At 63.6% G+C, this 24,978-nt stretch carries 12 protein-coding genes; 10 read left to right on the top strand and 2 right to left on the bottom strand.

Features of this window, described 5'->3' with window-relative positions:
• Positions 1–24: 24 nt before the first annotated feature.
• Positions 25–930: a dihydrodipicolinate synthase family protein gene (locus tag CO731_RS02975; RefSeq protein WP_108605892.1), complete on the bottom strand. Its 906-nt coding sequence runs from the start codon at positions 928–930 to the stop codon at positions 25–27.
• Positions 927–1,916 carry a 4-hydroxythreonine-4-phosphate dehydrogenase PdxA gene (pdxA, locus tag CO731_RS02970; RefSeq protein ID WP_199914547.1) on the bottom strand — a complete coding sequence of 330 codons (990 nt, stop codon included), beginning with the start codon at positions 1,914–1,916 and terminating at the stop codon, positions 927–929. Before pdxA ends, CO731_RS02975 begins: the two co-directional genes overlap by 4 nt.
• Before the next feature lie 385 nt (positions 1,917–2,301).
• On the opposite strand from pdxA, the gene CO731_RS02965 reads away from it, so the two are divergent.
• The 10 genes from CO731_RS02965 to CO731_RS02920 all read left to right on the top strand — a co-directional run bounded on the left by CO731_RS02965 (position 2,302) and on the right by CO731_RS02920 (position 24,972).
• Positions 2,302–3,954 (top strand): ABC transporter substrate-binding protein, encoded by a 1,653-nt coding sequence (locus tag CO731_RS02965; protein ID WP_108605890.1) that lies wholly within the window; start codon positions 2,302–2,304, stop codon positions 3,952–3,954.
• An 82-nt stretch (positions 3,955–4,036) separates the two neighbouring features.
• Positions 4,037–4,993 (top strand): ABC transporter permease, encoded by a 957-nt coding sequence (locus tag CO731_RS02960; RefSeq protein WP_108605889.1) that lies wholly within the window; start codon positions 4,037–4,039, stop codon positions 4,991–4,993.
• A 7-nt stretch (positions 4,994–5,000) separates the two neighbouring features.
• Positions 5,001–5,960, top strand: coding sequence for an ABC transporter permease (locus CO731_RS02955; protein WP_108609598.1), 960 nt, complete (start codon positions 5,001–5,003; stop codon positions 5,958–5,960).
• On the top strand, positions 5,957–6,967 hold the full coding sequence (locus tag CO731_RS02950) for an ABC transporter ATP-binding protein (RefSeq protein WP_108605888.1): 1,011 nt from the start codon (positions 5,957–5,959) through the stop codon (positions 6,965–6,967). The genes CO731_RS02955 and CO731_RS02950 overlap by 4 nt, the downstream gene beginning before the upstream one ends.
• Positions 6,967–7,959, top strand: coding sequence for an ABC transporter ATP-binding protein (locus CO731_RS02945; RefSeq protein ID WP_108605887.1), 993 nt, complete (start codon positions 6,967–6,969; stop codon positions 7,957–7,959). Before CO731_RS02950 ends, CO731_RS02945 begins: the two co-directional genes overlap by 1 nt.
• Positions 7,956–9,032: a four-carbon acid sugar kinase family protein gene (locus CO731_RS02940; RefSeq protein WP_108605886.1), complete on the top strand. Its 1,077-nt coding sequence runs from the start codon at positions 7,956–7,958 to the stop codon at positions 9,030–9,032. Before CO731_RS02945 ends, CO731_RS02940 begins: the two co-directional genes overlap by 4 nt.
• Positions 9,029–9,817: a FadR/GntR family transcriptional regulator gene (locus CO731_RS02935; RefSeq protein ID WP_108605885.1), complete on the top strand. Its 789-nt coding sequence runs from the start codon at positions 9,029–9,031 to the stop codon at positions 9,815–9,817. The genes CO731_RS02940 and CO731_RS02935 overlap by 4 nt, the downstream gene beginning before the upstream one ends.
• A 51-nt stretch (positions 9,818–9,868) precedes the next feature.
• Positions 9,869–10,831 (top strand): hydroxyacid dehydrogenase, encoded by a 963-nt coding sequence (locus CO731_RS02930; RefSeq protein ID WP_108605884.1) that lies wholly within the window; start codon positions 9,869–9,871, stop codon positions 10,829–10,831.
• Between the two features lie 2 nt (positions 10,832–10,833).
• Positions 10,834–11,880 carry an Ldh family oxidoreductase gene (locus tag CO731_RS02925; protein ID WP_108605883.1) on the top strand — a complete coding sequence of 349 codons (1,047 nt, stop codon included), beginning with the start codon at positions 10,834–10,836 and terminating at the stop codon, positions 11,878–11,880.
• Positions 11,881–12,096: 216 nt separating this feature from the next.
• Complete coding sequence (locus CO731_RS02920; RefSeq protein WP_159091540.1) at positions 12,097–24,972, top strand: DUF5801 repeats-in-toxin domain-containing protein; 12,876 nt, start codon at positions 12,097–12,099, stop codon at positions 24,970–24,972.
• Positions 24,973–24,978 lie beyond the last annotated feature (6 nt).

The following is a 24,978-nucleotide window of genomic DNA, read 5'->3' as shown; positions in this document are numbered from 1 at the left end:
GCGGTGGTGGTCATCGAAACCTCCTTACGGCAGCTGTTCGAGCTGCGGCTTCAGCTCTGCCATCTCGCCGTCGCTCAGCCCGACCAGCGGCGGCCGCAGCCGCTGCCATGCCTTCTCGCCGTGCTTCAGGCCGACCATCGCCTTGATGGTCGGGATCTGGGCGTAGCTGTTGGAGAGGTTGCGCCAGGCATTGATGCGCGCCTGCGCCGCCTCGACCTTGGCTTCTTCAGCCGGGTTGGCTTGGTGGTCGAACACCGTGCGCAGCGAATCCGCGATCAGGTTGGATGTGGCGGTGATGCAGCCGGCGCCGCCTTCGCGCAGCAGCGGCAGCATCAGCGGATCGGCGCCCGGGAACACAGCAAAACCGGGATTGGCCTTCACCAGCGCCTGCATGTTGGCGAAGTCGCCCTTGGATTCCTTGATCCCGACGACAGTCTTCGGGAAGGCCGCGATCAGCCGCCCGACGAGTTCCACCGACAGCGGAATGCCCGACACCTGCGGGATGTGGTAGAGCACCACCTTGAGCCGGTCGTCGGCGACGCCTTCGAGGATGCGGGCATAGGCGTCGAACAGCCCGCCATCGGACACGCCCTTATAGTAGAAGGGCGGCAGCATCACGACCTTCTCGATACCGATCGACAGCGCATGGCGGGTCAGCTCGATGGTTTCGGGGATGGCGGCGACGCCAGTGCCCGGCATCAGTCTGTCGGCAGCAACGCCTGCCTTGACGACGCTTTCCAGCATCGCCTTGCGCTCGTCGATCGAGAACGAGTTGGCCTCGCCGGTGGTACCGAGCAGCGCCACGCCATGGCAGCCCTCGTCGAGCAGCCTTTGGCAGTGCGCAGCCAGCAGGCCGTGGTCGGGCGAAAGGTCGGCATTGATCGGCGTGGCGGCGGCGGAGAAGACGCCGGAGATGGCAAAATTGGTCATGCGGTCACCCGAGGCGTTCCGGCGAGCTTGCGCGCATAGGCGATCGCCGCGTTCATGTTGACGTGATTGGCCTTGCCGCTCCCGGCAATGTCGAAGGCGGTGCCGTGGTCGACCGAGGTGCGGTCGATGGGCAGGCCGAGCGAGATGTTGACGCCGCTGTCGAAGGCGACGAGCTTCATCGGGATGTGGCCCTGGTCGTGATACTGCGCGACGACGAGGTCGAAGGCGCCCGAATAGGCGCGGTGGAAGACGGTGTCGGGCGGAACCGGACCGTAGGCGTCGATACCCTCGGCCTTGGCCGCGGCCACTGCGGGAGCGATGAACTCGTCGTCCTCGGTGCCGAACAGGCCGTTCTCGCCACAATGCGGGTTGAGCCCAGCGACCGCGATGCGTGGGTATTCGACGCCGATGCGACGCAGATGGCGGTAGCCGGTGCGGATCGTCTCGAGAATGCGCTCCGGCTTTACCCGCGCGATCGCCTCCTGCAGCGATACATGCGTCGAGACATGGATCACCGACATGCGTTCGGCGGCGAGCAGCATCCAGGACGAGCGCGAATGGGTGAGATGCGCCAGCATGCCGGTGTGGCCGTCATAATGGTGGCCGGCAAGGTTCAGCGCTTCCTTGTTGATCGGCGCGGTGACGATGCAGCCGATCTCGCCTGCGGTCGCCGCTTCCACTGCGCGGGCGATGAAGCGGAACGAGGCGTCGCCGGCGCGGGTGTCGATCTTGCCGAAGGCGATTGGGCCGCCCTCGATGGCGACATGCTCGACGGCCACCGTGTCGGCTCCATCGGAGACCGAGGCGAATTTCAGCGGCGCGCCGACAATCCTTGCCGCCGCCTCCAGGCTGTCGCGATTGCCGAAGACGCGCATGGTGGCGCGGTCGGCGGCATTCATTTCGGCCAGCGACTTGCAGATGATCTCGGGGCCGACCCCGGCGGGGTCCCCCATGGTGATGCCAATCGTGCGGCTAGAACTCGCCATCGCTCCCTGTCCGTCTTGTCCGCAGGCAGTACCGGTCGTACGGCACCCCGCTTGCTGGAATCCTCCCGAGCGCATGCCCCTCGGGGGCGCAAACTGCACTTGGCTTTATGGTCGGAAACTGATCGCAAGCAGAGAAGTTGTCAAGTTGCTTTTTCCGTCGGCAGGCTGCCGATCCTTCCGGCTTACCGCGTACAATATTGATTTTGTGAGGTATTTCTTACTGCATTTCACCAAGTTCTAATTTTCGTGCCACGCTATCTGAAAAAATGAATTGACATGTTTACAATATGGCGGCATTTGTTCGGCCACGGTTGCCGCTTCCGTGTCTGCTGCCATTGCATCCGACCAGAGCATCGCCGTTCATGGATTTCACGGGAGGAATGTCATGTCGAAACGGATTTCCGAGACTGCACGGCCACGCGCCGGGATGACCCGCCGCGATGCGCTCAGGCTCGGCCTGGGCGGTGCTGTCGGCTTCACCTTGCTCGGGCTTGATGCCAAGATCGTCTTTGCACAGGAAGGCCAAGTGCTGAAGGTCGCCAATCCTGCCTTCAACCAGGACTGGTCGCCACTGCGCGGCGGCGGCGTGCCCTATCGCTGGAACTCGGCCTGGTGGGCCTCGCCGATGTATTTCGACAGCGAAGGCAAGATCCATCCTTACGTCTTCGCCAGCTGGGAAGGCTCGGCCGACTCCAAGACCTGGACCTTCAAGCTCGACCCCAAGGCGACCTTCTCCGACGGCAGCAAGATCACCTCTGCCGACGTCGCCGGTTCGTGGAACGTGGCTGCGATGCCCAGCACCAAGAGCCAGCGCGCCGATCAGGTCCTGGCCAAGGTCGCTGGCTTCGCCGAGGTGACCGGCGGCACCGCCACCGAAATCTCGGGCGTCGCCACGCCTGATGAGGGCACCGTCGTCGTGACGCTGACCGAAGCCGACCCGATCTATTTCATGCGCGTCGCCAACCACATCGTGCCGATCACCAAGGCCTCGCAGTCGCGCGGCGAAGACGGCAACGAGATCCAGGACTGGTTCACGCCGGATGCAGGTGCGGTCTATTCCGGTCCGTTCAAGCTGACCAGCATCGACATCGACGGCGGCAAGCTGGTGTTCGAGCCGAACGAGAACTTCTTCGGCCCGAAGCCCAAGCTCGCCCGCATCGAGATCACCTCGATCGAGGACAATGTGACGGCGACTTCGCTGCTCAAGTCGGGCGAATTCAACGCCCACACCGAGCTCGTCACCTCGACCATCGTCCAGGACCTCGGCGCCGACTTCGCCGCCGGCCCGATCATCCCGACCGGCCAGCACTTCTGGTTCAATTCCAAGCGCGCGCCGATGGATGATCCCAAGGTGCGCCAGGCGCTGATCATGGCGGTCGACCGCGATGGCCTGATGAAGGCCTCGTTCCCCGATGGCCCGCACAAGAAGACCGACCAGATACTCAACTCGGTGCCCGGCGCCGACAATTCCGGCTTCGAGCCTTATCCCTACGATCCGGAAGGCGCCAAGAAACTGCTCGCCGAGTCGACCTATGGCGGCCCCGAGCGCCTGCCCAAGATCCTGTTCGTCGGCATCTCCTCGCCGGCCAACGAGGCAGCGGCCCAGTTCATTGCCGAGCAGTGGCGTCAGAATCTCGGCATCACCGCCGTCGACATGAAGCCGCAGCAGGACGCCTATGCCGGCCCGGACCAGAACGCGGTGCAGATCTTCCGCGACGACGTCGGCACCCGCGTGCCCGATGCCGCGAGCTATCTCGCCGGCTCGATCGCTTCGACTTCGTCCAACGCCCAGAACAAGCTCGGCGGCTACAAGAACGACAAGGTCGACCAGTTGCTGGCCGAAGCTGCCAGCAAGGCGGCGGACGACCCGCAGCGCATCGCCCTTGCCCAGGAAGCCCAGAAGGCCTTCCGCGAGGACTGGACCTTCATCCCCTGGTACGCACAGGCGATGTCGCGCTGGGCCAATGCCAATGTGAAGGGTATCGACAAGAACCTCGACTGGCAGGTTGTCGCCCCTTGGGAAATCACCGTCGGCTGATGCCCCGGTGAAGCGCACGGGGGCTCGGCCCCCGTGTTATGCTCCTCTTTGGAACTTACCGAGCGGTGGGAGGCCGCCCGCCATGCTGCGTTATATTGCAACACGGCTGCTGCTGTGGATCCCGTCCGTTCTGCTGGTCATGCTGGCCGTCTATGCCATGGCCTATTTTGGCGCCGGCGACCCGATCAAGCTGATCTTCCTGCGCGCCCCCGGCGACGTCGCCTACAATCCCGAGAAGATCGAGGCGATCCGCGATGCCGCCGGCCTCAACCGGCCGTTTCTCGTCCAGTTCGGCAGCTATATCCTCAACCTGATCCAGGGCAATTTCGGCAATTCGCTGACCTCGGGCCGTTCGGTGTGGGCGATGGTTTCGGCGGCAGCTCCGGTCTCGTTCAAGCTCGGCCTCTGCGCCGTCGTGCTGACGGCCATCGTTGCCGTCCCGCTCGGCATGATCGCGGCGATGAACCAGAACACCAAGATCGACTACGCGATCCTCGGCTCGGCGCTGTTCCTCTGGGCCATCCCGGCCTATGTCGCCGGCCCGTTGCTGATGGTGCTGCTGATCTTCATCCTGCCCGGCGGCAGCGTTCCTTACGGCTGGGGCGGCATCTTCGACGCACGCATCATCCTGCCGTTGCTCGTTCTTTCGTTCCAGCCGATCGCGCTGATCGTGCGCCAGACCCGCGCCGCCGTCATCGAGGTGCTGTCGGAGGATTTCGTCCGCACTGCCCGCGCCAAGGGCGTGCCCGAGATGGTGGTGGCCTTCCGCCACATTCTCAGGCCCGTGTTGACGCCGGTCGTCACCCAGCTTGGCCTGATCATGATCACCATCGTCAACGGCGCCATCTTCGTCGAGCTGGTGTTCGGCCTGCCCGGTCTCGGTCGCCTCACCGTCTCGGCGCTGACCAATTCCGATTATCCCGTCATCCTGGCCATCACGCTGATCGGCTCGTTCCTGGTGATGCTGTCGAACCTTCTGGTCGACGTGCTCTATCCGCTGCTCGATCCGCGCGCCAACGACACGATGAGGAGCCGCTGACATGACGATGACCCCCGTCAATCTCTCCTCCACCGTGGCCGACGACGAGCCCCCCGTCAGCCTGTGGCGCGATGCCTGGCACCGCCTGCTGCGCAACAAGCTGGCGGTCGCCGGTCTCGCCGTCGTCATCCTGCTCGCCTTCGTCGCCGTCGTCGGTCCCTGGCTCACGCCTTACGACTTCCTGACCCAGGACCTCGCCGCCCGCAACCAGGCGCCGTCGCTGGCACATCTGTTCGGCACCGACGATCTCGGCCGCGATGTCTTCTCCCGCGTCGTCTACGGCACCCGCACCGCCTTCGTCGTGGCGATCGTCGTGTCGACGATCGCCGTCGTCATCGGCGTCACCCTCGGCGCCATGGCCGGCTATTTCGGCGGCCTCTTCGACCGCATCGTCATGTGGTTCACGGACATGACCATGTCGGTGCCCAACCTGTTGCTGGTCGTCGTCATCAATGCCTCGCTCAAGACGCCGCTCACCGCCTGGATGGAAGCGCGCTACCAGGCGACGCTCAACCCGTTCTACCGCGAGACCATCTGGGTCGACTTCCTGCTGGTCTTCGGCTCGATGGCCCTGATCAGCTGGCCGCCCTATGCCCGCCTGGTGCGCGCCCAGGTGCTGTCGATCCGCGGCCGGCCCTATGTCACGGCGGCGCGCGCGCTTGGCCTGACCAATCGCCTGATCCTTATGCGCTACATCGTTCCGAACGCCATCGGCCCGCTGATCGTCTCGGTCAGCGCCGGCCTCGGAACGGCGATGGTGCTGGAAAGCGCATTCTCCTTCCTCGGCGTCGGCGTCAATCCGCCCACACCCAGCTGGGGCAACATGATCTCCGATGGCCTGCGCGTCTGGCAGCACTATCCGCATCTGCTCGCCGCACCAGCAGCAGTGCTCGGCCTCGCCACCGTCGCCTTCTCCTTCCTCGGCGACGGCCTCAACGACGCTCTCAACCCGAGGGGCAGCAAATGACCGCTCCCGCAGACAACAAGCCGCTGCTCGACGTGCGCGGCCTCACCATCGAGATCGAAACCCGCCGTGGCCCGGCCATCATCGTCGATGGCATCAATTTGACCGTCGGCAAGGGCGAGACCGTCGGCGTCGTTGGCGAGTCCGGCTGCGGCAAGAGCCTGACCATGCTCTCCCTGGTGCGGCTGCTACCCAACAAGATCAAGGTCAAGGGCGGCACCGCCGAATTTGCCGGGCGCGATCTCCTCAAGATGTCGAAGTCGGAGCTGCGCCAGGTGCGCGGCGGCAAGATCGGCTTTGTCTTCCAGGACCCGATGACCTCGCTCAACCCGGTGATGCGCATCGGCGACCAGCTCTGCGAGCCGCTGATCTACCATCGCAACATGAGCAAGGCCGACGCCCGCAAGCGCGCCATTGAACTGCTGAGACTGGTCGGGATCCCGGGCCCCGAGCAGCGCATCACCGCCTATCCACACGAACTCTCCGGCGGCATGCGCCAGCGCGTGATGATCGCCATGGGTCTTGCCTGCGACCCGGAACTTTTGATCGCCGACGAGCCGACGACCGCACTCGACGTCACCATCCAGGCGCAGATCGTCGACCTAGTGAAGGACCTGCGCAAGAAGCTCAACATGTCGGTGGTGTGGATCACCCACGACCTCGCGCTGATCGCCGGCCTCGTCGACCGCGTCGCCGTGCTTTATGCCGGAACGGTGGTCGAGGACGCGCCGGTCGGCGAACTTTTCGCGCGCCCGACCCATCCCTACACACGCGGCTTGCTCGCCTCGATCCCGAAACTCTCCGACGAGCAGGCGAGCCGCCTGTCGTCGATCGGCGGCACGCCGCCCGAGCCGGGCCGTCGTCCCAAGGGCTGTCCATTCGCGCCGCGATGCGCTCTGGCAGAAAGCGTCTGTCATGAGAGCGTGCCGGTGCTCGAGTCGGTCGCAGGCACCAGCGGCCACCGCGTCGCCTGCTTTGTAGCCCAGCGCCAGATGAAGGAGGCCGCGTGATGGCTGCCGAACCGCTGATCAAGGTCGAGAACCTCGTCAAGCATTTCGTCGTCCGCCTCGGCGCCTTCGGCGAGCGCGGCGCCACCGTGCACGCGGTCGACGATGTCAACTTCGACATCTTCGCCGGCGAAACGCTTTCCTTGGTCGGCGAATCCGGCTGTGGCAAGTCGACCACCGGCTTCACCTTGCTCAACCTGCAGAAGGCCACGTCAGGTAAAGTCATCTTCCAGGGCGAGAACATCGTCTCGCTCGACGAGAAGCGCATGCGGCCCTATCGCCGCGAACTGCAGATCGTCTTCCAGGACCCCTATTCGACACTCAACCCGCGCATGACAATCGGCGAAGTCGTCGGCGAGCCGATCCTGTTCCACAAGCTCGCCACCAAGGCCGAATTGCCGGAAAAGGTGACGCGTCTGCTGGCCGATGTCGGCCTGCCCGCACGCTTTGCCTCGCGCTATCCGCATGAGCTGTCCGGCGGCCAGCGCCAGCGCGTGGCGATTGCCCGCGCGCTCGCCTGCCAGCCGAAATTCATCGTCTGTGACGAGGCGATTTCGGCCCTCGACGTCTCGGTCCAGGCGCAGATCATCAACCTTTTGCTCGACCTGCAGGAAAAATACGGGCTGACCTACCTGTTCATCGCCCACGACCTTGCTGTCGTGCGCCATATCAGCGACCGGGTCGGGGTCATGTATCTCGGCCGCCTTGCGGAACTCGCGACGCGCGAACAGCTCTTTTCCAACCCGCTTCACCCCTACACCAGGGCGCTGCTTTCGGCCGTGCCGGAGGCCGACCCGGAACTCGAAAAGACGCGTCAGCGGCAGATCCTCGTCGGCGACGTGCCGAGCCCGCTGGCCCCGCCGGCCGGCTGCCGCTTCCACACGCGCTGCCCGATCGCCATGGACAAGTGCCGCGCGGTGGTTCCCGAGTGGCGCGAGGTCGTTCCCGGCCACCACGTGGCCTGCCATGCCGTCGGGATGGAAACGGCGGGATGACGCTGATGCTCGCCATCGTCGCCGACGACCTGACCGGAGCGCTCGACACGTCGGCGCCCTTCGTTGCGTCGGGCCTCGAGGTGGCGGTGGCGATGACACCAGAGGCGACCGCCAAGGCGCTTGCCAGCGAGCCTGACATTTTTGCCGTCAGCACCGCCTCACGGGCGCTGCCGGCCGATGTCGCCTCGACCCGGGTGCGCGACGTGGCCAAGCGGTTGATGCCGCATGCCCCTGCTATCGTGATGAAGAAGATCGACTCGCGCCTGAAGGGCAATGTCGGCGCCGAAGCCGACGCGCTGGCCGAAGCATCGGGTCGCAACGCGCTGGTGGTGGCACCTGCGGTTCCCGACCAGGGTCGCACGACGCGCGATGGCGCCGTCGTCGGCCGCGGCGTCGAAACGCCGCTGCCGATCCTGCCGGCATTCGCCGGCTCCACCAGACGCGTTTCCGTCCGCAATGCGGCGACAGACGGCGAACTCGACCGGGTGATTGCCGAGACCGATTGGAGCGACGCCGTTGCCGTTGGGGCGAGGGGGCTGGGCCTTGCCTTCGCCCGCCGTCTCCACGCCAATTTCAGGCCCGCCGTCGCACCGACAAGCGATCGGAACGTGCTGTTTGCCTTCGGCTCGCGCGATCCCATCACCGACCAGCAAGTGGCCCGACTGCTTCAGGACAACCCCGATGCCGGCGTCGCGGACGCCCTCAACGGCCTCTTCGCGCTTCCCGATGACACGACCTTGCCTGTTGTCGTTCGCTGCATCGGCGAGATGGTCGAGGAGCCGGCCCGCATCGCCGCCCGTTTCGCCGAGCAGGTCGCCAACGCCGTCGAGCGCCTTCGCCCCTCGACGCTGGTTATGGGCGGCGGCGATACGGCGCTGGCCATACTTGGCGCGCTTGGCGCCGACGTGCTATTTCCGCAAGGCGAGGTGGCGCCGGGCCTGCCCTGGTTCACCATCGCGACACGCCATGGCGAGGGGCTGCGCTGTGTCGTAAAATCCGGTGGATTCGGGACGGTCGCGGTTCTCTCCGATCTCTTGCGACCGCCGGGCCGGGAACAGGCGGAACACACATGACGACCGAATTGCAGCAGGACGGAACAGAGCCTGACGCGACCGAGGCAGGCGAAAAGCCGGGCAACGGCAGCGCCAAGGGCGCCTCCAAGGCGCCCAAGCTGGTCGACAAGGTGTTCGACCAGCTGCAGGAGCGCATCGTCTCGGGCGAATTCCCGTCGGGCTCCAAGCTGCCGGGCGAGCATGATCTGGCGACGCTGCTGGGCGTTTCCCGGCCGGTGGTGCGCGATGCGCTTGGCCGCCTGCGCGACGTCGGCCTCGTCTATTCGCGCCAGGGCTCGGGCACCTATGTCCGCGTCTTCGACACCCAGAAGACCAACCTCGGCTTCTCCCCGGTCAAGACCATCGCCGACATCCAGCGCTGCTACGAGTTCCGCCTGACCATCGAGCCCGAGGCTGCCTATTTCGCCGCACTCCGCCACGACGACGCCGCGATGCAGAAGATGCGCGCAGCACTTTCCGAGCTCCGCGACGCGACGCGAGACCAGACCCACCGCTCCGACGTCGACTTCCTGTTCCACCGTTCGGTGGCCGAGGCCGCCAACAACCACTACTACACCGCCTGTCTCGACGCCCTGCGCCAGCACATCGCCGTCGGCATGAACCTGCACGGCCTGTCGCTGATGGGCCCGCTGACCAAGCTCGAACAGGTCTATGACGAACATCGCGGCATCTGCGATGCCATCGCCGCAGGCGAGGCGGAGCTGGCGCGCGACCGCATGCGCGAGCATCTCGAAGGCTCGCGCAACCGCCTGTTCGAAAACAAGGTGCTCGACCTCTCGCGCTGACCTCGGGTCGGCTGAACTTCAGCCGCGCTTGCGGCACGACAGGAAAGAACGATGACAACGACGATCGTTACGGTCGGCGGCCGGATGGCTGCCGAGGGCCTTGCCATGTTCGAAAATGTCGGGGTCGAGTGCATTTCGACCGAGGCTTATCCCCGGAAATCCGAGGTGTTGGAGCTGATCGAACGGCACCAGCCTGCGGCGCTGGTGATACGGCTGGTCGAGATGGTCGATGCCGACATGCTCGCCGCATCGCGCAATCTGAAGATCGTCGCCAAGCATGGCGTCGGCACCAACGACATCGACGTCGCCGCGGCCAAGGCGCTGGGCATCCCCGTCATCATGGCGACCGGCGCCAATGCCCATTCCGTGGCCGAGCATGCGCTCGGGCTGATCCTGGCGCTGGCCAAGGATTTCCTGCGCCAGGACGGCCATATCCGCAACGGCCTGTGGGACAAGAAGCTCTATGCCGGGCGCGAGCTGCGCTGCCAGAAGCTCGGTCTCGTCGGCTTCGGCCTGATCGGCCAGATCCTTGCCCGCATGGCCGCTCCGATCGGCATGCAGGTTTCGGCCTACGATCCGTTCGTGCCGGATGAGGCCTTTGGCGGCGCTGTCACCCGCGTCGGATCGCTCGACATGTTGCTTGCTGAAAGCGACGTCGTCAGCCTGCACTGTCCGCTGACCGAGGGCACGCGCGGGCTGATTGGCGCACGTGAGATCGGGCTGATGAAGCCGACCGCCTTCCTCGTCAACACTGCGCGCGGCGAGGTGGTCGACGAACCAGCCCTGATCGCGGCCCTTCAGGTTAACCACATCGCCGGTGCCGGGCTGGACAGCTTTGCCGAGGAGCCGCCGGTCGCAAGCCCGCTGTGGCAGCTGCCCAACGTCGTGCTGACGCCGCATGTCGCCGGCGTCACCGAAGATGCGCGCCGGGCCGTCTCCATCATGATCGCCGAAAACGTGCTTGCCTTCCTCCGTGGCGAGCCGCTTGCCCACAACCTTTATGCAAGGGTTTGACCATGGCCTCCGATGACACGCGCCACGACGTCGATACGCTGACCGACCTCGCCTTCGCCCTCTTCAAGGCAGCGGGCCTCGAGCCGGACAAGGCCCATGCGGTCGCCGAAATCCTCGTCGAGGCCGACCTGATGGGCCACACCACCCACGGCCTGGCGCTGGCCCCATGGTATCTCGAAAGCATCCGCAACGGCGTCATGACCAAGGCCGGCCAGCCGAAGATCATTTCCGATCGCGGCGCCTGCGTTGCCTGGGATGGACTGCGCCTGCCCGGCGCCTGGCTCACCTCTACCGCCATGGACCTCGCCGTTGAGCGCGCCGCCACCTATGGCACCGTCACGATCACCATCGGCAACAGCCATCACATCGGCTGCCTCGCCGCCTACCTCACCCGCGCCACCGATCGCGGCTACATGGTGCTGCTGGCCAGCTCCAGCCCCTCGGGCGCCTCGGTCGCCCCCTTCGGCGGCACGCGCGGCGTTTTCACGCCCAATCCCATCGCCGCCGGCATCCCCACCGACGGCGACCCGATCCTGATCGACGTCAGCGCCTCCATCACCACCAACAACATGAGTTCACGGCTCATCGCCGAGGGGCGAAAGTTCGAGCACCAGTGGCTGCTCGACCGCGACGGCAACCCCACCGACGATCCCAACGTGCTGAACGACGGCGGCACCATCTTGCCCGCCGGCGGCCTCGACCACGGCCAGAAGGGTTACGCGCTGGCGATCCTGGTCGAAGCCCTCACCCAGGGGCTCGCCGGCTTCGGCCGCGCCGACAAGCCCGAAGGCACCAACGCCTCGGTGTTCCTGCAGGTCATCGACCCCAGCGCCTTTGCCGGCGAGGCGGCTTTCGTGCACCAGACCGGCTGGCTGGCCGATGCCTGCCGGAACAACCCGCCCCGGCCAGGCGTCGAGCGCGTCCGTCTGCCCGGCGAAAGTGCTGCCAGCCGCAAGCGCCAGGCACTGGTCCAGGGTGTCGCACTTCATCAAGGCGTATTCGACAAACTGCGTGCCGAGGCTGCCCGGCTCGGCGTCGATTTCATCTAGTTCGGGCGCTGCCGGGTGCCCGGCGCCGCAACCGTTCGTTGATCAATTGAGTCTTCGGACGCTAAAATTTTACATACTGTGGTATGCACCGCCAGTTTACCAAAAGAAAAAAAGAGAAAAGATCACATATCAAGATATATATTAGTGGATCGCATTAGGTTGCAATGACGATTGGCGCCTTGTTCTGTCGAGCCAATTAGGCAGGGGGATATGGCGATGGCGACCAGTATTGAGTTTGAGAACGTCTCGGGTGCACTCGAAGGTGCTTCGGCAGCAGGCACGGTCCAGTTGGCGCAGGCCGAAGGCGTCTCGCCACAGCAGCCGGCAGCTCAAGCCGATCCCGTTCCCGTCGACGCAGGTTCCGGCCAGCCGGTCCAGGCCCAGCCGAGCGCAGCCGCTCCGGCGCAGGCGCAGGCCGAATATGTCGCTGACGCTTCCAATGTCGTGCACCTGCCGGCCAGCGTCTCGATCGACAACATCAAGGTCGACGGCGACAACCTGGTTCTCGAACAGGCCGACGGCAGCGTCATCGTCATCAAGGACGCCGCTGCCAACGTGCCGACCTTCCTGCTCGGCGATGTCGAAGTTCCGCGCGTCGCGCTGATTGCGGCCCTTGAAGCCGGCGGCATCAACGTCGCCTTCGGCGCCGATGGCTCGATTTCGGCTGCTGGTGGCTCGGCCTCGAGCTCGGGCGGCAACTTCGAACTGCCTGCCGGCGGCATCGGCGACGGTTTCGACCTGTCGGCCCTTCTGCCGCCGACCGCGCTGGCCTTCCCCGAATACGATGGCCGCGAACTGACCCTCGGCGAGAACGCCGATCCGGAATTCGCCGGCTTCTCGGTTCGTCTCTCGGAAGAGGGACTCGGGGGCGGAATCCAGGATGATCTGGGTGATCCGGACGACAAGTCCAACAGCGCCAGCTACTCGGGCTTCTTCGGCGCGACCGATCCCAACGGCGATGCGCTGACCTACAGCCTCGGCCTGCCCACCACGCCCGGCCTCACCTCCGGCGGCCAGCCGATTACCTGGGAACTCGTCGGCCCCAACCTGCTGGTCGGCAAGATCGATGGCGGCGAAGGTCCGGATCAGGAGATCATCCGGCTGGAGATCACCAATCCCGGCACCGGTGCGTTCCAGGTCACGATCATGGGGCCGATCGACCACCCCGTGAACAGCGTGGAGGATGTCATCGGTTTCGACGTGCCGGTGACCGTCAAGGACCTCAACGGCGGTTCGGCGACGGCCAATGTGAATTTGCAGATCGAGGACGACAGCCCGGAAATCAGCCTGGCTGATGCCGGCGAGCCGGAGCTTGTCGTCGACGAATCTAACTTCGCCGACGACGCAACGACGTCGTTTGCGTCGAGCTTTGTCACGGCATTTGGCGCCGACGGCGCAGGAACGGTCACTTACGCCTTGAGTGTGGTTGCCGGCGAGTCCGGTCTCCTGGATACCGCTACCGGCGAGCAGGTTCTGCTCAGCATGAACAACGGCGTGGTCGAGGGCAGGACCGCTGTCGGCAATGCCCTGGTGTTTACCGTCAAGGTTGACGCTAACGGCAACGTCACGCTCGACCAGTCCCGCGCAGTCAAGCATGCCGATCAGGACAATCATGACGACAGCCAGAGCCTCCTCGACAATCTGGTCAAGCTGACCGCGACCATCACCGACGGAGACGGAGACTCCAAGTCCGCCTCGCTGGATATCGGTGCGAACCTTGTGTTCAGGGACGACGGTCCCAGCGTGTCCGAGAACAAGGTTGTGCTTCTCGACGACGACGCGCTGGGCGGCAATCCCAGCGGTACCGGCGACGACGCCGACAGCGCCAACGTCTCCGACAATCTCGGCCTCGATTTCGGTGCCGACGGCGGCTCGGTCGCGTGGCTGATGACGGGTTTCCCGACGGGCTTCGAGTATAAGCCGGGCGCCGACGGTGCGCTGGAGGTCTATCAGAACGGCACCAAGGTGCTCACCGTCACGCTGGACAGCGCCACCGGCGCTTATACCGTGACCCAGAATGCGCCGATCAAGCACGCGACGGGCGATAACGAAAACAACCAGTTCTTCACCTTGACCTATCAGGTCACCGACAATGACGGCGACACCGCCAACGGCACGCTGCAGATCAATGTCGATGACGACACGCCTACGATCGTCAGCAACGGCGATGGGGCCGTGCTCACGGTCGACGAGTCCACCCTCGGCACCAATGCAACCGGGTCCTTTGCCGGCAATTTTGTTACGTCCCACGGCGCTGATGGTCCCGGATCCGTCACTTACGCCCTGAGCGTGGTCGCCGGCAATTCCGGCCTCGTCGACACCGCAACCGGACAGCAGGTCGTGCTGAGCATGAACAACGGCACGGTCGAGGGCAAGACCGCCGGTGGCCTCCTCGTGTTTACCGTCAAGGTCGACCCAAGCGGCACGGTTACGCTCGACCAGATCCGCGCCGTCAGGCACGAAAATCCAGACAATAACGACGACTCCCGCAGCCTGACCGAAGATCTGGTCAAGCTGACCGCCACGGTCTCCGACGCCGACGGCGACAGCCAGTCGGCGACCCTGAACATCGGCGACAATCTGGTGTTCAAGGACGACGGCCCGTCGATCGAGCCGGGCAATGCGTCCGTCAAGGTTGACGAAGACGACATCTGGACTGCGCTTTCGCACGGTACATCGCCCGACGGCGACACCGAGTGGTTTACGGGCGCAGCAAAGGCGTCGGAATCGGTCGCAGGCTTGGTCAACTTCGGTGCCGATGGCGCCGCTGCCGGCGGTGGGTTCGGGTTCACCGCGACGGCGGTCGACCAGATGGAAGCCCTTGGACTGCAGTCCAAGGGTTCGCCTTTGAGCTATGCCGTGGTCGGCAACACGCTTGTCGCCTTCGTCGACAACGTCAATGGCCCGGATCGCCCGGTCTTCACGATGACGCTCGACGGCGATGGCGACTTCACCTTCCGCCTGGTCGACCAGCTCGATCATGTTGCGCCGGCGTCCGGTGCCAATCAGAATGAGGACTTGCAGACCGACGGCGCGCCGATCTCGTCGATCGACTTCGGCTCGGTCATCCAGGCCACGGACCGGGACGGCGATTCCGTCACCTTGGCCGGCAAGGTCAACGTGTCAGTTGTCGACGACATCCCGCAGGTCCACATCAAGGCGACCGGCGCCGCGGTGACGCATGATGAAACGGCAGGTCTCCAGGGCGATGACATCGATGATGCGGACATTGCCGCCCAGTTCGCGTCGCTCGACCAGCCGGCGGCCCTTGGCTACGCACACCAGGGCGACGTGGTCAGATATGGCGCCGACCTTCTTGCGCCGGGTGCCGATGAGCCGATCACGATGTCGATCGCGCTTGCCCTCAACGGCCAGGTTAACGGCACGGATGGCCTTGCTTCCAACCTGCAGACAACCTCCGGCAGCCAGATATCGCTCTACCTCGTGGACGGTTTGATCGTCGGCCGCGTGGACAATGCCGACGGCTCGGCGAATCCGAACGGCCAGATCGCCTTCGCGGTCGCCCTCGATCAGGACGGTGGCGTCAGCATCGCCCAATACCTGCCGCTGCAGCATCCGAAGCCGGGCAATGGCTTGAACGATTCGCACGACGAGCCGGTCAATTTAGGCAACCTTGTCAAAGTCGTTCTCACAGCGACCGACAACGACGGCGATGCGGTCGAGAGGTCGGTCGTCATCGGCAACAAGATCGTGTTCGAGGACGACGGCCCCAAGATCACCGCGCCGGTCGCGAGTGCTGGCGTGGTTCACGACGAAACGCCTGGCAACGATCTCGACGCCAACGACACCGGCACGATTTCGCCGCTGAACGTTCTCAACCCCGGCAGCGACCCGCACGTTAACAACGGCGTCGGCCCCATTGGCGTCGCCCAGTCGCAGGGCGCCATCGTCACGGCAAACGTCGACTATGGTGCGGATGGCGCCGGCGGGCTGACCTACGCGCTCAACATCGGGTCCGCGAGCACGACCCTGCTCACCACCGAAGGTCGGGCGATCCAGCTGTTCAGCGAAGGGGGCATCATCGTCGGCCGCTTCGACGCTGCCGGTGGCCAGATCGACCAGGGCGACCCTGCGGCATTCGCAGTCGGCATCGACCCGGTGACCGGCGTGGTCACGCTTGTCCAGTATGTCTCGCTGCAGCATCCGAACCAGGGCGCCAGCCATGACGAGGAACTGTCGCTCGCAGCCAACAACATCAGGGTCGTCCTCACGGCCAAGGATGGCGACGGCGACACCACCAGCGCCACCGTCAATGTCGGCAACGTCATCAAGTTCCAGGATGACGGCCCGAAGCTGACCGTGACTGCGCCGCAGTCGGTTGCCAACGGCCTGTTCATAGACGGCTTCACAGGCAACAACGGCGCCTGGGGCACGGGCAGCGGCACCGCCGCCACGGGTCAGGCGGCCGGGTGGAAGATCGAAGCCTCCGAGACCGGAGGTGCGGGCACTGTGGTGCTGGAGAAGGTCGCCGATGGTTATCTCGGCGCCGACAGCGCGACCAACAGCGTCATGGTCGATCTCGAAGCCACTCCGGGCAACATCCAGATCTCGCAGACCATCTCAGGCCTGACGACCGGCGAGAGCTATGGCCTGTCCTTCGAGATCGGCGCCGCAAACGGCACGGCTGCCGGCAGCGCCCAGCTCGAGGTGATCTGGAACGGCCAGGTTGTCGGCGTCTACCAGCCGACCCCGGGTCCGATGCAGACCATCGTCATCAACGTTCCGGCCATCGGCGGCAACAACGATACGCTCGAGTTCCGCGAAGTGGGCACGTCCGGCGACAACACCGGTACCTACCTCGCCAACGTCAAGTTGAACGACATCATCGTCATCGACGAGACCGCGACCATCGACCCTGCCTCGGACGAAGTGGCCGCAACCTTGGCCATTGAAAATCTGTTCGATGACGTCAACGCCGGCACCGATCTCGACATGTCGGTGCAGTATGCCCAAGGCACCGGCTCTATCGTCAATGCCGACATTGCCTTCGGCGCCGATGGTCCGGCTGCCAACAACTCTCGGGTCTTCGCACTTGAACTTGCCAACGACAATGGCGTGAATTCCGGCCTGGAGACCACCGAAGGCAAGCCGATCTTCCTCTACAAGGACGCCAGCGGCCGGGTCATCGGTGTCTACGACGCCGACGGCAACGGCGTCACCAGCACCGACAAGGTCGCCTTCGCGCTGCATGTCGATGCCGGCACGGGCGTCATCACGATCGCCCAGTATGTGTCGTTGCATCATCCCGACACCAACAGCCACGACGAAGGCATCACGCTTGCTGCCAACACTGTTTCGGTGAGCGTCACCGCGACCGACGGCGATGGCGACACCGCGACGGGCAGCGCCGACATTTCCGGCCGCGTCCTGTTTGAGGACGACGGTCCGAAGGTGACCTCCGTCGTTCCGACGGTGCCTGCCCTCGGACAGGAGCTGATCCAGAACGGCAGCTTCGAAACTGGCCACGAGAATATCCTCGGCAACCAGGATTGGGAGATCTTCCACTCGCTTGACGGCTGGATGTCCGACGGCAACGTGCCGTTCGAGGTCCAGACAGGTGGTGCCGGCGGCGTAAGCACCCCGTACGGCAACGCGCTGGTCGAGCTCGATTCCGACACGGTCGGCAATCCGTCCAACGGCAATGTCGGTGACATCAACGCCACCTCGTCCACGAACGCCACTATCCAGCAGACGATTGCTGGCACCGAGGCCGGCCAGACCTACCAACTCACCTTCGCCTATTCGCCGCGTGGCGGCGATGGCGCCGGTTCCAGCGGCATGCAGGTCTGGTTCGAAGGCAAGCTCGTCTACGAGATCCCGGCCAACAACAATGTTGCCCCCGGTCTGCAGCAGATCACGATCAACGTGACCGCCACCGGCCCCAACGCCGTGCTCGCCTTTAAGGGTACCGGCAGCGAAAACCAGCATGGCGCCCTGCTCGACAATGTCAGCCTGAAGGCGGTCTACACCACCACCATAGATGACGAGAATGTGCCGGGCGGTGCCACGGGCATTGCGGGCGGCCCCGGCGATGACGGCGCGGGCAATGTCGCGACCGGCAAGATCAATTTCGATGCCGGCAGCGACGGGCTCAAGTCGATCGTTGCAGAAGGCATTGACGGCCTCAAGGCGATCCATGTCGCCAATGGCATCGGGACGCAGTACGATGTTGCCCAGAATTGGGCGCAGAACGGTGCGGATGCTGGCGGCACGCTCACCGGCACGATCGACGTCAACGGTACCAGTGTCACCGTCTACACCCTGACCATCGACGCCTCCGGCAACTACACCTTGACCATGCTTCAGCCGCTGGTGCACTCGGTTACGGACAACCCTGACACGAGCGAGCAGGAGACCTCCTTCGAGGACAATCGTCCACTCGACTTCGGCTTCACAATTACCGACGGCGACGGCGACACCGCGACCGGCAATATCGTCGTCAACGTCGACGACGACAGCCCTGAATTCGTCGATGGCGGCATCGAGGACGGCGCGGTTTCGGCCCTGAATGCGGCTGTCACCGGCGACCTGAACCTTGCCTTCGGCGAAGACGGCCAGCACGCCACGAACGGGCTGCGCATCACCGGTTGGCCCGAGCTCGAGGGCATCACCACCAGCCTCTCCCCCGATGGCAAGACCCTTACAGCCACGATTGGCGGCCAGAACGGCCCAACGCTCTATACGCTTCAGCTCAATGGCGACGGCACCTACACCTTCAACCAGGTGAATTCGCTGCCGGGCGGCGGCAACACGCTGCCGGCCGTGTCCGTTTCTGGTGGCTTCGGGCCGACCGCGACCCGGGACTACGAAGGCTTCACCCTCAAGGGCCTCGACGGCGGCCTGCTCAATGGTTCTGCAGGCATTGGCATTGGCAACAATGGCATGAATCCCGGCGAGAAGTTTGCCGTCGTTTATGATGTCGAGATGACATCGGCCAAGCTTGGCGTCAACCATTTTGGCAATGGAACGGCTCGCCTCGACTGGGTCGCCAAGGATCAAGACGGCAATGTTGTCGCGAGCGGCAGTAGTTTGAACATCAGTTCGGACGGCTTCGTCACGATTCCGCCTGTCCTTGATCCGGGCTTGAAGTTCTTCAGCCTCGAATTCGAGACCGTCGCAGTCGAGGGCAATAGCCCGAAATTCAAGCTCATCAGCGTCGGTGGCGAAACGCATGCCGATGCACTCATCGACAAGTTGAATTTCGAGGTCACCGGCAAGGATGGCGACGGCGACACGGTGTCGGATGCCTTCGACATCAAGCTTGGCGGGTCGAAGCCTCAGGCAGGAAATGTCTGGGCTGCGGTCGATGAAGACGGCTTGCCAGGCGCCAATAACGCCCCTGGTTCAGTCGGAGATATCGACGCGAATGTGGGAGAAGTGGACCCGGGTGATCCGAGCGAGGCGATCTTCCTTGGCAAGCTTGAGGGCAGCGGCGGCGATGGCGCGCTGGTGTTCAGCTTTGCCGACCTGGATACCAAGTATGGTACAGTTGGTCAGGAGCAGGTCATTTATAGCTGGGATGACACGTCGAAGACGCTGACTGCTACTGGACCTCGCGGTGAACTGTTCACCATTCAGATCACCGACACCGCGACCGGCGCCTACAAGCTGACGCTGCTCGACAACGTCCTGCACGCCGCCGGCGGCGACGAAGCAAACGCCTTTACAGCGCTCGACTACACCGTGGGTGACTCCGACGCCAACACGTCGACCACCGACACCGACACCGGCACGTTGACGATCAAATTCAACGACGATGTTCCGACGGCTGCGGCTGATGTGCGTGCGATGGTTGAAGGTGCGGCCTCGGTCGCGGGGAGTGCGGTACTTGGCCAAGCTGGCGGAGACGTTGCCGACCCGCTCGGCGCTGACGGTGCGTCGATTGCCGGTCCGGTGACGGGTGTTGCGGCTGGCAACCAGACGGCTTCTGGCAACATCGCCAATGCCAATGTCGGCGGAGCTGGCGTAGCCGGCGCCTACGGCACGCTGGTGATGGGCGCTGACGGCGTCTACACCTACACGCCCGATTACACCAAGGCGGCGTTCGCGACATTGGCTCCTGGGCAGTTCCTGCAGGACGTTTTCACCTACGAGGTCACCGATGACGACGGCGACGTGTCGGTGACGACGCTGACGATTCAGGTGAACGCGGATGCGCATGTGCCGGTGATCACCGGAGATACTGGGACCGTCTATGAAGACGGTCTCGTCGGCGGCACGCAGGCTTCTACGGCCCGCGAGACGGATGCGACTGGCACCTTCACCGTCACTGCGAATGGCGAAGCCTTCACGCTGACGGTTGGCGGTGCGACGGGAACGACGGTAACGTCGGCGGTTCTCGAGGCTGCTGCCGCTGCCAACAACTTCAGCGGCATCGCTCCAGTCAACACGGGCGAGGGCTCGCTGACGATCACCGGCTACAATGCCGCCACTGGGGTGGTGAGCTACAGCTATGCGCTGACGGCGCCGCAGACTCACACGGGTCAGGGTGCGGGCGCCCCGGTGACCGACACGATCCCGATCTCTGTGACGGACGCCACCGGCGACACAGTGACCGGCGAGATCAACATGTCCATCGTCGACGACGTGCCTATGGTGACGATCGGCGGCGACGACAATGGCAGCCCGACTTCGAGCACGGTCGACGAAGGGACGTCAGTCAGCGGCAATTGGACCATGCAGCCCGGTGCTGATGGCGTGGTGCCTGACAAGCTGACGATCAGCTACGATGACGGGACATCGCATACGGTCCAGGTCAGCTACGGACAGTCTATCGACACTGCCTATGGCAAGTTGACGCTGCAGGCGCCGGTGAATGGCGTGGGTACGTGGACGTTCCTCGCCAACCAGGTGACCGGCAGCAAGGATGTGACCTTCACCATCAAGGCGGTCGATGGCGACGGGGATACGGATTCCGATGCGCACACCATCTCGGTCATAGACGTCAACAAGCCGCTGGTGATCAATCCTGACGGACTCTCCGGCGTCGTCGAGGAAGAGCATGGTCTGTCGGGCGGCATCGACGATTTTGCTGCTTTGGTCCCGGGGCTCGACCTCGATGAGCCAGGAAACCTTGGCAATACGACCAATGTCGCTGGCGGCAACTTCAGCAGCCTCATTACCGGCGGCGACGAAGGAACCCTGACCTTCGCGTTCCAGGAGTTCGCGAACAATCCTGCGGTGCAAACCGTATCCAACGGTGCGCTGAAGTCGGGCGGCGCGCCGGTGTTGTTTGCAATTGATGGCAACGGTGACCTCGTCGGCTACGTCAACAAAGGCGGCCTCGCCGGGTATGAAGCCGTCACCGACACCAAGATCTTCACCATTACGCTCAATCCGACGTCAGGTGAGTACACCTTCACGCTCAACGGTCCCGTGGATCATCCGGTCCATGCGCCGTCCACCGAGGACGCGATAACAATTAACCTGAATGGTTATGTGACGGTCACCGACAGCGGCGGTCCGGCGGGCGATACCAAGGTGCCGCTCAACGCCTCCATCGCCGTGATCGACGACGTACCGGTGGCGCAGAACGACACGGGCGCGCTCAACATCGTTATCGATCAGCTGGGTGTGCAGAACATCGTCGCCAGCTGGACCACAAGCGTGCTTACCAATGGCGGCGAGCCCACCCAGATCGACAGGGATGGTGATGTCGCGATCGATGAAATCCGCTGGGGCGGCACGGGCAGCAACGCCACCGACTCCGGCTACGGCTTTGTCGATGCGCCGCAGGCCAACCTCAACAATCTGGTCACCAACAACACCTTCTCGCTGGGCACGTTTACGCACTTCAACAATCCTATCGATGGTTCGACCCTGAGCACGACCAAGCTCAGCGTGTCGTTTACGGCGATCGTAAACGGTCAGCCAGTCAATGTCGGGCCGATCGTTGTCAGCTTCACTCATGACGAGACGCCGAACGACGGAAACGACAATCCAAATGACGGTGTCGATTCACGCGACGTCATCAAGATTACGTCGACGACGAGTACGGTGATAATCGCTGGTCAAAACTACACGCTCGACGTACTCGGCCTCGTCAAGGGATCGGGCAGTCCTGTCACTGAGATATTCACGAATGAAGGCGCCAGCAATCCGTTCGAGCTCATGGTTCGTTTCGTGTCGTCGAATTCGTCGGCCCTCACGACCAACGGCGCTGTACTGGCCAATGACGACGCTGGTGCTGATGGCGGCTTGACGGTTGTTGGACTCCAGGGAACGAACTCGGACACCGACCCAGCAGGCGGCGGCTTCGTGGTGAACGGCACCTACGGCAAGCTGGTCATGCAAGCTGGCGGCACATACGTATATTCGCTTACCGCCGACGGTAACGACGTTCCCCCCGGTTATGTGGAAAAGTTCAACTACACGGTTCGCGATGGCGACGGCGACACGTCGACCGCCAATCTTGACATCACGCTCAGCAAGACGGTGACGGATGTCAATCTGGCTCCGGATTTACAGCCCAACAGTCCGGCCGAGATCGTCTACGATGCCAGCGGTGCAGCGGTTAAGCTTCTTGCTGCCGGCACTGTCACCGATGCCGACAATCCAACCAACTTCGCCGGCGGCAAGATTACTGCCCAGATCACGTCGGGCGTAGTTGCCGGCGATGGCCTCACCTTGTTCGTCGGTGGGCCGGTGTCGGAGTCGGCCGGCAACGTGATGATTGGCGGAACTGCCGTCGGCACCATCACTGGCTATGGTACGGCGAACGTGACGATCACGCTCAATAGCAGCGCGACCGATCCGCTGGCGGAGACGATCCTCCAGAACCTGTCATTCTCGTCGTCTTCGGCAAATCCGACTGCAGCCGATCGCACCGTCAAGATCACCTTCGATGACGGCGGCAACACCGGCATCGGCGGCGCCAAGCAGGATTCGGTCGATGTGACTGTCAATGTCGTTCCGCCGAACGCTGCTCCCGTTCTTGCGCTCAACGACTTTGGCCCAGGCGCGGCTACGGATGATTTCTCGTCTGGCTACACCAGCGATTCCGGCTGGAAGGGCAGTTGGAGCGAAACTAACGATGGCGGCCTAGCATCTGAAGGCGATATCAGGATTGTGGCGGATAAGGGTGACAACAGGCTTTGGCTGACCGACGGGGATGACTCCGGCTCGGGTGGAACCGACTACATCGCGCGCAGTGTGGACCTTACGGGTGCCCAGTCGGCTACGCTGACATTCGACTACCGCCGCGTATCGCTCGATAACTCCAGCGACACCGTTCAGGTTCAGATCTCGACGAATGGCGGCAGTTTCCAGACGATCCATACGTTCGCACCGGGAACGGATGCGGACTACAAGTCCATCACATTTGATATTTCGTCCTACATGTCTGCCAACACAACCATCCGCTTGGTTGCAGACAACGACCTGGAAGAAGACGGTGAGGGTGTCTATTTCGACAACATCCGCGTCGACTATCAAGGGTTCCTGTCGTCCACCAACAACAGTACCGAATACACCGAGAACGGTGCACCAATCTCCATCGCAGCGGCCGGCCCGACTATTGCCGACGGCGACGACAGCTATATGGAGTCGGCCAGGATCGTACTTACCAACGCCAAGGCTGGTGATGTCATGGGCTGGAGCGGCATGCCTTCCGGCATCGCGGCCGCAGTCGATACCTCGGTTGCCGGCCAGATCACCGTGACGCTAAGCGGGCACGCCTCGCTGTCCGCCTATCAGGCGGCAATCAAGGCGGTCACGTTCCATAGCACGTCGGAGAATCCGTCCACCGAACCGCGCGAGATAGAAGTGACGGTGAATGACGGTCAGGCCGACAGCAACGTGGCGACGACGACAATCAGCGTGACTGCGGTTGCCGATGTTGCCAATGCGGTCAACGACGTCGTCCTGACAAATATCACCGACTATTCGGCGATCCATATTCCCAACGCGGCGTTGCTCTACAACGATGCGCCGGGAAACAACCCGCTGAGCGTTTCGTCGGTACAAAGTCCGGTCGGTGGCACGATCGTCAACGGGGCGGTCTTCGATCCGACCAATCCAGTGGCAATTGGCTTTTCGGCCAACTTCAGCGCAAATGGTTCCGACCTGGGAGGGTTTGTTTATTCTGACCAGGTCTTCGGCGGTACCGGAAATGATGCGAGCGGTGTCCGTGCCTCAACCGGCAATGGAAATGCGGGTGCTCTGCACATTGATCTCGGAGGAGGGACAAACGACAATCGCACGAATATGAACGGTGCATTCAGCAGGACGTTCAATCTCGTCCAGGCTGCCACCATCGTGCTGACCTTCGACTATCGTCTCCAGTTGAGCGGCCAGACCGACAACAACGACGACGCGCGCGTCCTTGCCCGGATCGACGGCACGGCCCTGGGCGTGGGCGGCATCATTCACGAGTTGGAAGGGGATAACGGGTCAACGGCCGGTGACACAGGCTGGCAGACATTCACCGCCACCATCAATCTGTCTGCCGGCAGCCATACGTTGGATCTCGGCGGCTTGATGACGTCAAAGAACAACGCCAACGAATTCGCTGACATCGATTTCGACAATGTCGTGATCAGCGGTACAGCTTCTCCATTCGCCTCGGGCTCGTTCACCTACACCGCGACCGACGGGGCCACGCCGGACACGGCATCGGTGACGGTTACCGGAGTGTCCGGTTCGACCATCACCGGCACGAACAGCGGAGAAATCCTGATCGGTGGCGATGGCGACGACATCTTGGTCGCGCTGGGTGGCAACGACGTACTCATTGGCGGGAAGGGGCTCAACACGCTGACCGGTGGCGATGGCGCCGATCTGTTTGTGATCGAACACCTCGACGCGCCCGACCTGATCACCGACTACGATGCTTCCGAGGGCGACAAGATCGACCTGTCGGCGCTGCTGGATAGCAATTTCGGACCGAACAGCAATGTTGCCGAATATGTCAGGGTTGTCGGTTCCGGATCGAACGCCGACCTGCAGGTCGACGTTGACGGCGGCGGCAACAACTTCGTGACCGTCGCGACGCTTCAGAACTATGATCCGGCGAGCAGTTCAATTAGGGTGCTGTTCGACGGTGAGGAGCATACACCTCCTGTGGTTCCTTGATTGAGT

The sequence above is a fragment of the Aminobacter sp. MSH1 genome (assembly GCF_003071665.1).
Lineage (GTDB): Bacteria > Pseudomonadota > Alphaproteobacteria > Rhizobiales > Rhizobiaceae > Aminobacter > Aminobacter niigataensis.
The sequence above is the reverse complement of the archived record's forward strand: the minus strand, read 5'-3'. Positions and strand labels throughout refer to the sequence as shown.